The organism is Peribacillus sp. JNUCC 23 (assembly GCF_053653995.1).
The window spans coordinates 1,974,669-1,987,997 of record NZ_CM132202.1; the positions used below are offsets into that span (position 1 = coordinate 1,974,669).

Sequence of the window (13,329 nt, forward strand, 5' to 3'; positions counted from 1 at the left end):
AATAAGAAATTGGAACAAAAATACATACGTTTCTAGGGCTGTAAAGTGTTAGAAGGGTAAGGAGGAAATTAGATTGGAATTAAAAGATGTAAAAGAGTTTTTTGAACACAACAAGGAATCTGACGAGGTAAAGGAATATCTACAGGGCTTTAAGGTAGTTAGCGTTGAGGATATACAAACCTTAGCACAGTCAGATAAGGCAATCACGAGTTGGCTCGACTCCGAAAAAGATAAGCATTACAACAAGGCCTTGGAAACTTATAAAACGAATTCATTGCCTAAGATAATCGAAGAAGAACTTGCGAAACGTAGCGGAGCTTCTAAGAGTCCAGAACAGCAAAAAGTAGAAGATGCACTAGCAGAAATTGCAAGATGGAAGACCAAAACAATCCGTGGATCTGTTAAGAATGAAGCTTTGAAGTTTGCCACCGAAAACAAATTGCCATCTGATATTATTGACTACTTTATCGCTCTTGAAAAAGAAGACGATGAAGATGGAACAAAGAGTATAGAAGCGACAATGGCTAATTTAGCAAAATTTAAGGACTCATGGAGCAATCAATTACAAACAGTCGTGAATGAGAGATTAAAAGCAAGTGGTCATACTCCAAAGGATATAACAACTCCACCAACAGCTGAGAACTTGGAGTCTATGTCAATGGAAGAGTATAAGAAAGCAAGAAGTAACTAAAAAAACTAACCCAAATTGAAGGAGTTTTATAAAAATGACAAACCAATTAATTACACCGCAAATCGTAGCAAAAGAATCTTTGATGGTATTAGAAAACAATATGGTATTAGGAAACCTTGTACATCGTGACTATTCCAATGAATTTGTAAATGGTGTAGGTGATACTGTTAATGTTCGTAAACCTGCAACTTTCATAACAAATGAATTTACAACTCAAATTGAAATTCAAGATGCTAAAGAAGCAAGCGTACCTGTTAAACTTGATACTCATCTAGATGTGTCATTTGAAGTAACTGCAAAAGATCTTACGCTAAATATTTCTGATTTCTCAAGACAATTTATTCAACCAGCAGTAAGTTCTATTGCTCAAGCTGTAGACGTGAAGATTGCTAAACTATACCAAGATATTCCTTTTACTTACGGCATTGCTTTAACTACACCTGGTAACGTAGCAGACATCACTGGTGCTCGTAAAGTATTAAATGGAAATAAAGCGCCTATGACTGAACGAAGCCTTGTACTTGATCCTGAAGCAGATGCTAAATTCCTATCTTTAGATGTATTTAACAATGCTGACAAAGTTGGAGATAACGGTACTGCATTACGTGAGGGTTCTCTTGGTCGTAAATTTGGATTTAATATTTTTATGGATCAAAACATTCAAAATCACGATAGGGGTACACTTGTTGCAGCTAGTGCGAACATTGTTGTTAAAGGTGCTGTTGCTGCGGGATCATCTACACTAACACTCAAAAGTAGTGGGGCTACACTAACAGGTACACTTGTTAAAGGTGACTTATTAGTAATTGACGGAGTTAATTATCTAGTAGCAAAAAATACAACAGCTTCAGGTAACGAAATTGCAGTGACACTTGCAGTTCCAACATACAAAACAATTAGTGATCTAGCAGTTGTAGGTGTAGTAAATCCACATACAGCTAACCTAGCATTCCACAAAAATGCATTTGCTTTCGTATCTCGCCCTCTTGCATTGCCTATGGGTAACAAAAATGCGTTTATCATGAACTACAATGGTCTAAGCATTCGAGTTGTACAAGATTATAATGTAAACACTAAAAAAGACGTAATTTCTTTAGACCTACTTGGTGGATTTAAAACGCTTAGTCCTGAACTAGCTGTTAGATTACTAGGTTAATAATTACATAGAAAATAATAAGGGCAGGGAGTTCTCCTTGTTCTTATTTCTATTACGAAAGGATTGTTAAATTTGAATTGTGAATATTGCCACATTGAATTTTCAACGAAAGAAGGCTTAGATGCACATAGTCAATCTTGTCTACATAAAGATAATCCACTACCTAAGATTAAAAATGAAGAGAAACCAGTTAAGAAAATTCGTAAAAAATCTACAAAAGTAGGTGATTGAATTGTCGTATTATGATTCATTAGATAATTTAAAATTGATTATCGGTAGGGATACCATTGATGATCAGAAAAGTGATTTACTTCAATTATATTTATCAAGGGCTGAAAACTTTGTCCTTGATTATTGCAACCAAGAGGAAATGAAACCTTCCATGTATGAAATTGCTGAGGAAATTGCATTATTCAATTATCGAAATAAAGGTGTAGAAAATATGAAAGCAGAAAGCAAAGGGAAGTTATCAGAGAGCTATCGAGATGATCTTCCTAAAGAAATTTATAAACGTTTAAACAATCACAGAAGGATGCGATTTGAATGAGGTTAATGAAAACAGGTTGGTTTTTGAAAGAAGAACGAGTTAAAGTTGGTGAGACACCTTTTGGGGATGCAAAGTACGAATATATTAGTCAGCCTTACTACCCATTTGATATGGAGTATGAACCCTATAGTCCAGAGTTAGCTAGAACGGATTATGCGATAAATGTAATTAATATTAAATTTTTGATGTACACGTATCCTGATGATCGGATGAAATTAGATGCCGAATTTGTCTATGGTAATAGACGATATAAAATAATACATCCTCCTTTGATGTATGACAGACATTATGAAGTGTTTATTAATGATATTGGCCAATATCCAGCAGCAAAATAATACAAAATACACAATATACGTCATGGAGAAATTAAAAGAGTATATGGAAATAGATAATAATAGTGACGAAATAACAGATGGAATAAAGGATTCGTTACTCAAAATTAAAAATGAATATGATATATCCATTGTCACATTAACAATATAACTTATGTGAAGGTTTAGATACTGCTCCAATGCCGTCTTTATCTTTGGCTTAGTGTAGAATAAATTAGGAAGTGAAAATATGAATTGCAAAGATAACTTCAAATACACAGGCTTTAACCATCTTATCTAATTATTGGGTAGTGGTTAAAGCCTTTTTTGTTTTTCATTTATTACAACTCATTTTAACTAGAAAAGATGGTCAGGAAATGAATAGTTACCGTAATCCTAAACTACTTTGTGTAATTTACCTTCATACATAACGTATTTCATTACAATTCCACGCCTCGCTTTTCAGCTAGGTGAAAAAGACCAGCTATTACAAGCATACCGATCCATTTAACAACGAAATGAACTATGATCAGTACGTTATATATGTTTAAAAACCCATAGTCAATTGTTGACTTAACTATCCAAAATAGTTCAGCTATGCCAGGTGTTAGAAAAGTTATAACAGCACCTACTAATCCGTATTCACCCATCGACATAAGTACTGTATAAATATGTATAGCAATCCCACCAAATATCCATACAACGTTAACTAAAAAGCTATATCCATTTATTAGTCCTTTCATTTACATTTCCCCCTCTATATAACTAGGTATTCTTCCCCGATATCAAGAATCTTTTATTAGGTTGAAAATCATTCTAAAAGATATAAGAATTGGTAAAAACTGCTTTTGTGAGAAATGTGGGTCATTTGGTAAAAAGGTGTAAACTCATGCTAGAATAAGAGAGGTAAAAAAATTAAGGGGGAACCAAATTGTATAAAAAGTTATTTTCAGTAATGGCTGCTTTAATTCTACTATTGTCTATCATTCCGAAAGTAGAAGCAGCAAGTAGTTTTAAAGATGTAACTACATATAAAGACGAAATTGAATTTTTAACTTCTAAAGGAATTATTAAAGGTTATGATGGTGGATATTTTAAACCAAATGATGCCATAAAAAGACTTCAAGCAGTTCAAATGATATTAAGAGAAAAGGGTATTACTAATTTCGATGCTCCAAACCCTGGATTTATTGATGTGAAATCCGGAGATTATGGATATGGAGAAATTGCTAAAGCAGTACAGTTAGGTATTATCAGTGGTAAAACTAATTCTAAAGGACAAAAATACTTTGATCCATTCGCACCCTTGACCCGTGGGCAAATGGCGAAGATATTCACACTTGCTTATAGCCTTAAAGGTAGTTATCCAGCTGACTTTAAAGATATTAATAAGAGTAGTGAGACATATGGTTATGTGTCTTCCCTAGCAGCTAATGGTATTACTACAGGTTATGAGGACGGAACTTTTAAACCTAATGTACAACTAAGCCGTCAACATTTTTCTGCGTTTATGGCTCGATATCTTGATGACAAATTTAAGCCAGCTAAAGAAATGTTTACTCATTTCATTGATGTTGGACAAGGAGATTCTATCTTAGTTCAGACTCCTAATGGAAAGACAATTTTAATTGATGGTGGGAAGCGTTCCGCGGGGGACAAGGTTGTAGCTTATCTTAAGAAAGCGGGAGTTACTTCTATTGATGTTTTAGTAGCTACACACCCAGACGCGGATCATATTGGTGGATTGATTAGTGTGTTAGAGTCAATTCCAGTGAAAAAGGTATTAGATAGTGGAAAAACTCATACTACTGATACTTATTACGAGTATTTAAGTTTGATTGATACTAAAAATATTTCTTATGAAGTACCAACAACAGGACAAAATCTTGCCATCGATTCTTCTGTAAAAGTACAGGTTCTTAATTCAGGAGATCAGAATGCAAGTGATAATAACGATAACTCAATTGTTCTTAAATTAACTTATGGCGGTATTAGTTTCCTTTTGACAGGAGATGCTGGAATTGATATCGAAAATAAAATGATTTCGAAATTTGATCTAAAGAGTACGATTTTAAAGGCTGGACATCATGGAGCGAAAACAAGTACATCACAAGCATTTGTAAATGCTGTTAAGCCAGAAGTGACAATATTATCTTATGGTAAAGATAATTCTTATGGTCACCCTGTTAGTGAAGTGGTTAGTCGGTTGAAGGCGGCAGGTTCGAAGTTATATTCTACTGCTGAATCTGGTGACATTGCTGTGAAAACAGATGGAAAAGGTTACACTGTATTTTCTACACCATGGAAGGGCAATGAGTCTGTTCCAACACCAACACCTACCCCAAAAGCTAATGTAAGTATAACAAATGTTGATGAGGCTAAAGAAATTGTAACCATTAAAAATAATGGATCATCAGATGTAAATATGACGGGGTGGAAATTAGTAAGTGTTGAAGGGAACCAAACTTACAATTTTCCAAGTGGATTTGTTTTAAAAGCTGGTAAAACAGTCACTGTTACTTCCGGTCCTAACGCAGTTAATAATCCACCAACTTATTTAAAGTGGACTACAGCAAATATATGGCTTAATAGCGGAGATCCAGCTGAATTATATAATGCCGAAGGTGGTAAAGTGAGTGAAATGCGCTAAGTACGCAATTGATCGTTTTGAAGGTGATTTTGCAGTTTTGCTTTTAAAAGAAGATGAATCGATTCAAATTGATGTTTCTAAAGATCAACTACCTGCAACAATAAAAGAAGGAGATATTTTAGAACTTCAATTAAGCGTTGAGAACGAAATAATTAACGTTCGTTTACTTAAGGAAGAAACCAACTCTGCAAAAAAAAGAGCTGAGGATCTTCTTCAAAAGATAATAAATAAGAACAACTAAAATAAGCCCTTCTCTTAATTGAGAGGGGCTGTTTAAGGTATTTCTAAAATCCATTCTATATCAAATAATCGAGAATCGGTTTCTTCAAAAGTCTCCTCAATTTCAGTAGTTATTTCTTCTAGATCAGATCTTAGTTCCTCGTTTTCACCAACAAGTTCTTCATTTTGAGTTTCTAAATCAGATATTCTTGTATCCAACTCCTCAATAACGTTCTGTATTTCATCCATCGGCGATTCATAGTCGTAATTACCTGTTGGTTTACTTGCACAGCCACTCAAAATAATTAATGGTATTAACAATATCCTTTTAAGCATTACTCCACTTCCTCATCGTACAGGTCATCTACTTTAACTCCTAATAATTTTGCTAATTTAAATGCTTTTTCAAGTGGTGGGTAGTTTCGATTGTTTACCCAATTTGACATCTGCTGTGGTGTTACTTCTAATTGTGCTGCAATGTATTTTGCTTTAAACCCTTTTTCATGGATTAAATTCCCTATAAGACACCTCATTTTATCACCTAATGTAATATTCTTCATTTTTGAATGTATTCCTTTACAAGAATTTCTGTATTAAAGTATAAGTATTTCTGTATATTCAGGCAATATTCTCTCCATTCGCCCATATCATTAATTAAACAGCTACCCTATTAGCTATCAAACTTCACCAAACTCAATTATAGCTTTGTCCATCGCTTATATATTTGAATTTCGAGATTTAAATAATAAAAAAAGGAACGATAAAAATCGTTCCCTGGATAATCTATTGACGGAAGTTTACTAGATTTCTACTTGAATCAATGGTAAATGCACCAGTTAAAGTACTAAATTGTGAAGAGTCAAGTACAGTACGATTGTCATCGACATGAGCAGTTAAGTTAATTCTATAATGACCAGCAGGTAGACCAGCGGTACTTATATTAGTTACAGATTGGAATGATGTATCTCCTCCAGTATAACCATTAACAATAAAGGAATTAAGAGATCCTGTTTTAACAATTGTTCCGACTGAATTTTGTAACGTAAATCGTTGTGAAATAAAACCAAGTTCAGAAGATCCAGTAACAGTAAATACTGATTTTAATGAATCTTTGCCACTAGAGGAATATGTACCCGTGACTGAAGAAATATCTTCAAATGCTGCAGATGCAGACTCAACTTTGAAACCAGGCACTTCAGATAGTTGAAGTATACTTAGACCGCTTAATGCAATCGCCCCTGCTAATGTTATTTTTGACAAATTTCTAAGCTTTTTGATTTTCATTTGTTAATCTCCATTCATTTGAAAGTTTGGTAGTTTATATATAAATAATCCAATTACAACCAATTTATTGTATCATATTAACAATTTTTGTGCAAATAATAAAAAAATTAGGAATAGTGTTATATATTTAATGATTTGAATAGATGATTAATTAAAGTTTGTTTAATCTCTGAGACTACAAAGGAGAAAGAATTAATAGTAGTATGGTAGATTATTTCAAATTATCTGATGTTTCGATAAATGGATTGCTTGATGATGTGATTGATTAATTTGTTTTTAACGAAGAATCATTATGGGAGGCTAATTTCACGAAGATACATTTACAAACTTTTTCCATGCTAGTAATCACTGTTGGTAGGGGGGTTCTCATTGTACATTGGTTAAAAATAATATCACTTGCGGATTTAAAAGGAGGAGTACAATTACAAAATATCCAAATTATTAACTCCTAATCAATTAGGTCAAGAAGGAAAGTTTAAAGAAGAATTAACATGTACTTAAAAGCATTTTATATGACTATTTAATTTTGATATTTTTTGAATTTACCAGAATAGTTGTTCTCAAAATTATTTAATGATATAGTTTATGGAAAATAAATAAAAAAGAGGGAGATTTTATGAAAAAAATATTTATTGGGATGATATTGCTATTTTCCTTGGCGACAGCTAATATTACCTCTGCTTCAGCAGCGGGATTTGTTGCATTTGGAGATAGTAACACCGCTGGAAGCAACTTCCCGCAATATGGATATGATATGAATTTACGCTGGGTAGTTCTTACAGGAGCTATTGATGCAGGAGTTAGTGGAAATAACACCAATCAAGCAATGAATCGTTTTAAGAAAGATGTTTTGGATAGAAATCCTAATAGCGTCTCAATTATGTTTGGTCAAGTTGATCAAGTTTTAAATGTAAATGGAACACCATCTGTTAGTAAAGCTCAATTTGAATCAAATTTAAATTCAATGGTAGATCAATTACAGGCTAAAGGTGTAAATAAAATACTCTTAATGACTAATGCACCTATACATCAAACGATTTATTACACTAGATATCCTGAGTTAAAGCCTGCATATGAAGCTAAAGGTGGAGTAAGACTTTGGGCAAATAGCTATAATGAAATTATTAGAAAAGTAGCTAAAGAACAAGGCGTAATACTTGTAGATCATTATGCGAATGCATGGGTAAAAGCAGGTGGCGGTGCAGGAAGTGATGCTCAGCTTAGTGCTAGTGGATTAATTGATCCTACAGGCACTCATTGGACACCAAGTGGACATAACATGATGACTTATTCAATTAATTATTATTTATCAAAATAGTTACTAATAGATTCAGAAAGAATGAAGATTGTGAGTTTACATTTGTAATATTTCACAATCTTCATTGATGAATAAAATATTATTTAATTATTACCGAAAACAGGAGACTTATCACTGGTTTATTAGATCATAATTACAATAGGTAAATATTTTTATCTTTAATATAATTTACCTCTAATGTAATAATTAATCTTGAAGGAGTGTTATCATGAAAAGCAAGATTGTTTTCAGGAAATGGCTCATATGTTTAATTGTATTTACATTAACAATTGCATATTTACCACTTTCAAATTTATCAGTAAAGGCTGCTGCTGCAAATGCTCAGCATTCAGACGAAGGTAGAAAAACAAAAAATAATGAAAAAGAGGAAATATTAGACTTAAGAACAGAAAATTCCAAAACCTTTATTAATGAGAATGGAACTTACACTTCTGAGATTGCTCAGGAAGCCATTCACTTTAAGAATGAAGAAAACGAGTGGGAAGAAATAGATAATACATTGATTGAGAGTTCTGATAAGCAATCATATGAAAACAAATCGAATGAATTTTCTGTAAATTTTAAAAAATCATTTAATAAAGAAAAAAACAATGTAAGTTTACAGGATGGAAACAAAACTATTGAAATCGGATTAGAACCTATTAATGAGGACAATAAGGAATCTAAGCTACGCTCGATGTTACCTGTTAGTTCTACTAAGGGAATTGTTAATGCAGAATCGATTACATATCCAAATGTATTTGACGATATAGATGTCCGTTATTCCATTGGATCAGATCGAATAAAAGAGGACATTATCTATAAGGAAAAGCCTAAGAATGGTTTCCCAAACAAATTTACTTATAAAATGAATTTAGATGGACTTGATGCAATAAAAGAAAATGATATTATCTATTTAATTGATCCCAATACAAAAGAGAAATTATACTATGTAGATGCGCCATATATGTATGATTCATTTATTCCAGATGGATTTAAGGTTGCTGAAGGGTTTGTATCTACACCAGAAGAAGCAATTTCTTACGATATTAAATTAGATATAGAAAAAGTAAATGGTCAGATGCTTTTGCAAGTCATACCAAATAAAGATTGGCTAGAAAGTGAAGATCGTATATATCCTATAACAATTGATCCGACGATTGTGAGGTTACAATCGAAACCATACGCAATTGATACTAATATTCGAAGCGCTACACCGACGACAACTGGAGGAAATGATTCGGAATTAGGGATGGGTAAATCATCAGGTAATACTATTCGTAGTTTAATAAAGTTTGATCTTTCATCCATTCCAACTGCTTCTACTATTCTTTCGTCAAGTTTGAACCTTTGGTATTCATCAACTAATAATAACGCTCCGATTGACATTGGGATGTATAAAGTAACCAAAGATTGGGCTGAGAATGAAGCATCGTGGACGTATGCGAAACGTTTACCATCTAATGCACTATGGACTTATGCTGGTGGAGATTATGTTACGAGTAATAAATTAGCTACTGTAACAGGGATTGGAGCACCTACTAATATTGATAATGATATGAAGAAATGGAATATTCCTATTCACATTGTCCAAGAGTGGTTAACGTATCCTGCAATTAATTATGGTGTATTGTTAAAGAGCGAAAATGAAGCACTAGGTTATTATAAAAAGTTTGCCAGTAGTGAGCAAGTAATTGCAGCTAAATATAAGCCTTTATTGACTGTCACTTACAAAACAAATGCTAGATTAGGGTTAGAGGATTATTGGACATACGATACTCATCCATTAGTTGGTGGAACTAGTTATACGAACTTAACTACTAGTAATAATGTCATTCAATATGAAGATTTTACTGTTTTAGGTCGTGCGAATTCAGGACTTACTTTTACCAGAACTTACAATAGTAAAAACCTGGAAAAGTCAGCGTTGGGATATGGGTGGACTTTTACGGGCAATGAGAAAATCTATCTAAATATCAGAAATACGGCTAACATTTTGAATTACCAAGATGAAGACGGTACAGATCACGAGTTTACGTATGATGGGCCAACAGCTACTTATTACGCGCCAGCAGGTAGGTACGAGACAATCAAAAAAACTGGTACTGATACGTATACAATGCATGATTCTTATGGTAATCAAACTATATTTAAAATACTCGAGTCCTCTAGTGATACGGATGTAAAAGTTGCTTATATTCAAACACAGATTGATAGAAACAATAATAAAGTCAATTATGAATATAATAATAAAAATCAGTTGAAATACATTAAAACTGACTTAGGTAAAGAATTAAATAAATTTATTGAATTAAAATACAACAGCAAAGATCTCCTAACTGAGGTTAATTACGATAACGATAAAGCAATCACTTTTACTTATACATCAAATGATTATTTAGAATACGTTGATGTATTAAAAAATAAAAGTGGAGAATCGTCACGAACTACTTTCAAATATAAAGATCAATTAATCTCTACAATAATCGATCCTAAGTTAAGAAAAACAGATTTCACATATAATAATGGAGATCTAGTTAAAGTCCAGGAACCACAAACGGACAGCGAAATAGACTCACCAGATCGACCAGGAACAAGTTACACAATGAGCAGAGCTGAAAAAAGGGCAACTGTCACAGATGCTGAAGACAACACAACTACGTATTATTCAAATGATAATTATGTAGTTGAAGAAATGGTTGATCCTTCTGGAGAAATAGAAGAAGCTAGGCTAGATACGAATTATAATGTACTTTTTAGATATAAATATGATGAGAATGGTAATAAAGTAATAAACGAATCTAATAAATATGATTCTTTAGGTAATTTACTAGAAACTATAGATGCTGAAGGAAACAAGAATAGCTATACGTATACAACATTTAGTAATATTAGCAGTGAAACGGATTCAAATGGTAAAATAACCAATTATCAGTATGATACAAAAGGTAATTTAAAAAAGATTGAAATTAATGATAATAACGCTACAAATAATAAATTAACTACAACCTATGAATATGATACCTTTGGAGATATATTGAGTATAATAAATCCCGACAATTCGAAGTCGGAATTTATAAATAATTACGCTGGAGGAATAAAAACAGAGCAACTGACGGATGCTCATGGAAATATTGCAATTACGAAAAATGATCTAAACGGAAATTTAAAGGAATCAATTGATGGAAAAGGAAACAAATCAAGTTATGCATATAACTTAAAAGATGAATTAGAGTTAGTAACTGATGCAAAAGGTAATCAAACTAAGTATCTTTATGATAAGAGTGGTAACTTAAACTCAGTGGAGAATGCTAAAAACTTTAAAACTGAATTTGGATTTAACGGGAAAAATCTTTTAGAATTTGAGAAAAATGCTTTGGGTCAAAAAAGGGAATATTATTATGATGGCAATGGTAATTTGCTGGATAGATTACTTCCTAATGGCTCAAAAATAACAAATCAATATGACGATTCCCAAAGGTTACAGGCAGTATTAATTAACGGACAAGTAAAATGGAAATTTGACTATAGTGATGCACGAACTGATATCTATGAGGGCGATGCTATTTTAAAATCAATAGAATATTATGATAACGGATTAGTTAAATCAGTTAAAGAGGGAGTTGATTATACCAACTACAAGTATCTAGGTGACAATTACAATTCAGAAATAGAGTACAACGTCTCTGGTGAATGGATAACCTTGAAGTTTATACCTGATGATGTATACAGAACGAAAGAAATTCAAAAAAATGGAACTACGTTAGCTAAATTTAGTTATACTTCCGATGGACTGTTAGAAGCAACTAATTACAATAATAATCCAATAGATAATAACAAAAACAGTTCGATAGTAAGAGAATATAATAAGACTCGTTTAAACAAGGAAGTACTTAAATCTAATCCAACTTCCATCTTCAAGAATTTCACATACAGATATGATGCTAATAATCAAATAGAGAAAGTTATGACTGAATCTGGTGAAATTATATATGATTATGATAAATTGAATCAATTGACTAGTGAGAAGTTAGAAGATGGAACTTCCATTACCTATGATTATGATTCAGTGGGTAATCGTATAACTAAATCAATCGTTTCAAATGGTACGACTAAAACTAATGTATACAAATACAATAGTGCTAATCAATTAACAAAAGTGGGAAATCAAGAGTACACTTATGATTTGAATGGCAATTTAAGAACTGACGGAAAGCATACTTATACATTTGATGATTTAAATCAACTTAGGGAAATTAAGGAAGGTTCAAAAATCATTGCATCATATGATTATGATGAACAAGGTAGAAGAAATTATAAGAATGATAGTAATGGAAAAACGTATTATTACTATGAAGGAAACAATGTCGTGTATGAGCAGGATGCTCATTTTAATATTATCAAAGAGTATACGTATGACGATAATAATATTCCGTTAACCATGACTTATCAAGGGAAAAATTACTATTATTTAACCAACTATAGAGGTGACGTTCTTGGTTTAGTTGATAGTAATGGCAATATAGTGGCCGAGTACCGCTATGATGCGTGGGGAAATATCCTATCACAAAGCGGATCAATGGCTGAAATAAATCCCTATCGTTATGCAGGATACCGTTATGATGAAGATACGAAGTTATATTATCTGATAGCAAGGTACTACAACCCTGATAATGGTGTGTTTTTATCGCTTGATCCAGTGAGAGGAGAATTGAGTAATCCTATTACATTGAATGGATATAATTATGCTAATAATAATCCAGTAATGAATGTTGATCCTGATGGTGAATTATCAATTCCAGTGACATTAAAAAAATTATTAAGGTCATTTATTAAATTAATTTTTAATGACTTTATAGCTAATACTGTAACCAATGCTTTGTTGATAATCGCAGGTGGTGGAATTGGAGCTTGGACAGCTAGAAAACTGGCTATGAAAGGTTTTACTAATTTAAATCGCAATGTTGGAAGAAAAACAATTATTGGGTTTATCACTGGTGGAATGACTGGTTATGGTGTAGGTAAGTGGAATAGTAAAATTGTTTCTGTAATACAGTATTGGGCATATAAAACAACAAACTACGAAGCGAAATTTGATAAAACTTTTGTAGGTAGGAGCATTGACAATGCTTTGAGAAAGACAAGGGATTATCTATTGAGAAGGATTTGATTTA

The 13,329-nt window shown here is 32.5% G+C and carries 12 protein-coding genes; 8 read left to right on the forward strand and 4 right to left on the reverse strand.

Going from position 1 to position 13,329, the window contains the following annotated elements:
• Window positions 1-73 precede the first annotated feature (73 nt).
• The 4 genes from JNUCC23_RS09545 (at window position 74) to JNUCC23_RS09560 (ending at window position 2,729) form a co-directional block, all read left to right on the forward strand.
• Complete coding sequence (locus tag JNUCC23_RS09545; RefSeq protein WP_454215444.1) at window positions 74-691, forward strand: capsid assembly scaffolding protein Gp46 family protein; 618 nt, start codon at window positions 74-76, stop codon at window positions 689-691.
• 34 nt (window positions 692-725) lie between these two features.
• Window positions 726-1,847: a P22 phage major capsid protein family protein gene (locus tag JNUCC23_RS09550; protein ID WP_454215446.1), complete on the forward strand. Its 1,122-nt coding sequence runs from the start codon at window positions 726-728 to the stop codon at window positions 1,845-1,847.
• 232 nt (window positions 1,848-2,079) lie between these two features.
• Entirely contained in the window at window positions 2,080-2,394 is a 315-nt protein-coding gene (locus tag JNUCC23_RS09555; protein WP_454215448.1) for a phage head-tail connector protein, read from the forward strand.
• Complete coding sequence (locus JNUCC23_RS09560; RefSeq protein ID WP_454215450.1) at window positions 2,391-2,729, forward strand: hypothetical protein; 339 nt, start codon at window positions 2,391-2,393, stop codon at window positions 2,727-2,729. The genes JNUCC23_RS09555 and JNUCC23_RS09560 overlap by 4 nt, the downstream gene beginning before the upstream one ends.
• Before the next feature lie 416 nt (window positions 2,730-3,145).
• Here the strand turns inward: JNUCC23_RS09560 and JNUCC23_RS09565 are convergent, their stop codons facing one another.
• Window positions 3,146-3,448, reverse strand: coding sequence for a hypothetical protein (locus JNUCC23_RS09565; protein WP_454215452.1), 303 nt, complete (start codon window positions 3,446-3,448; stop codon window positions 3,146-3,148).
• Between the two features lie 188 nt (window positions 3,449-3,636).
• Here JNUCC23_RS09565 and JNUCC23_RS09570 point away from each other — a divergent pair, with 188 nt between their 5' ends.
• The gene (locus JNUCC23_RS09570; RefSeq protein WP_454215453.1) at window positions 3,637-5,355 is read left to right on the forward strand and encodes an S-layer homology domain-containing protein; all 1,719 of its coding nucleotides are present in this window, start codon (window positions 3,637-3,639) and stop codon (window positions 5,353-5,355) included.
• The gene (locus tag JNUCC23_RS09575; protein ID WP_454215455.1) at window positions 5,342-5,596 is read left to right on the forward strand and encodes a DUF3006 domain-containing protein; all 255 of its coding nucleotides are present in this window, start codon (window positions 5,342-5,344) and stop codon (window positions 5,594-5,596) included. Before JNUCC23_RS09570 ends, JNUCC23_RS09575 begins: the two co-directional genes overlap by 14 nt.
• A 32-nt stretch (window positions 5,597-5,628) precedes the next feature.
• Here JNUCC23_RS09575 and JNUCC23_RS09580 read toward each other — a convergent pair whose 3' ends face one another.
• The 3 genes from JNUCC23_RS09580 to JNUCC23_RS09590 form a co-directional block, all read right to left on the reverse strand.
• Entirely contained in the window at window positions 5,629-5,910 is a 282-nt protein-coding gene (locus JNUCC23_RS09580) for a hypothetical protein (protein WP_454215457.1), read from the reverse strand.
• Window positions 5,910-6,134, reverse strand: coding sequence for a helix-turn-helix transcriptional regulator (locus JNUCC23_RS09585; RefSeq protein WP_454215459.1), 225 nt, complete (start codon window positions 6,132-6,134; stop codon window positions 5,910-5,912). Before JNUCC23_RS09585 ends, JNUCC23_RS09580 begins: the two co-directional genes overlap by 1 nt.
• 223 nt (window positions 6,135-6,357) lie before the next feature.
• Window positions 6,358-6,858: a hypothetical protein gene (locus JNUCC23_RS09590; RefSeq protein ID WP_454215461.1), complete on the reverse strand. Its 501-nt coding sequence runs from the start codon at window positions 6,856-6,858 to the stop codon at window positions 6,358-6,360.
• Window positions 6,859-7,474: 616 nt separating this feature from the next.
• Between JNUCC23_RS09590 and JNUCC23_RS09595 the strand changes: the two genes are divergently transcribed.
• Both JNUCC23_RS09595 and JNUCC23_RS09600 read left to right on the forward strand, forming a co-directional pair.
• Window positions 7,475-8,176 carry an SGNH/GDSL hydrolase family protein gene (locus JNUCC23_RS09595; protein ID WP_454215463.1) on the forward strand — a complete coding sequence of 234 codons (702 nt, stop codon included), beginning with the start codon at window positions 7,475-7,477 and terminating at the stop codon, window positions 8,174-8,176.
• 208 nt (window positions 8,177-8,384) lie between these two features.
• Window positions 8,385-13,325, forward strand: a complete 4,941-nt coding sequence (locus JNUCC23_RS09600) for a DNRLRE domain-containing protein (protein ID WP_454215465.1) — start codon at window positions 8,385-8,387, stop codon at window positions 13,323-13,325.
• Window positions 13,326-13,329 lie beyond the last annotated feature (4 nt).

What these genes read in the sequence shown, in the direction of transcription:
- JNUCC23_RS09565 (WP_454215452.1), bottom strand. Translation starts at nt 3,448, where the DNA reads ATGAAAGGACTAATAAATGGATATAGCTTTTTAGTTAACGTTGTATGG.
- JNUCC23_RS09560 (WP_454215450.1), top strand. Translation starts at nt 2,391, where the DNA reads ATGAGGTTAATGAAAACAGGTTGGTTTTTGAAAGAAGAACGAGTTAAA.
- JNUCC23_RS09550 (WP_454215446.1), top strand. Translation starts at nt 726, where the DNA reads ATGACAAACCAATTAATTACACCGCAAATCGTAGCAAAAGAATCTTTG.
- JNUCC23_RS09580 (WP_454215457.1), bottom strand. Translation starts at nt 5,910, where the DNA reads ATGCTTAAAAGGATATTGTTAATACCATTAATTATTTTGAGTGGCTGT.
- JNUCC23_RS09590 (WP_454215461.1), bottom strand. Translation starts at nt 6,858, where the DNA reads ATGAAAATCAAAAAGCTTAGAAATTTGTCAAAAATAACATTAGCAGGG.
- JNUCC23_RS09585 (WP_454215459.1), bottom strand. Translation starts at nt 6,134, where the DNA reads ATGAAGAATATTACATTAGGTGATAAAATGAGGTGTCTTATAGGGAAT.
- JNUCC23_RS09600 (WP_454215465.1), top strand. Translation starts at nt 8,385, where the DNA reads ATGAAAAGCAAGATTGTTTTCAGGAAATGGCTCATATGTTTAATTGTA.
- JNUCC23_RS09595 (WP_454215463.1), top strand. Translation starts at nt 7,475, where the DNA reads ATGAAAAAAATATTTATTGGGATGATATTGCTATTTTCCTTGGCGACA.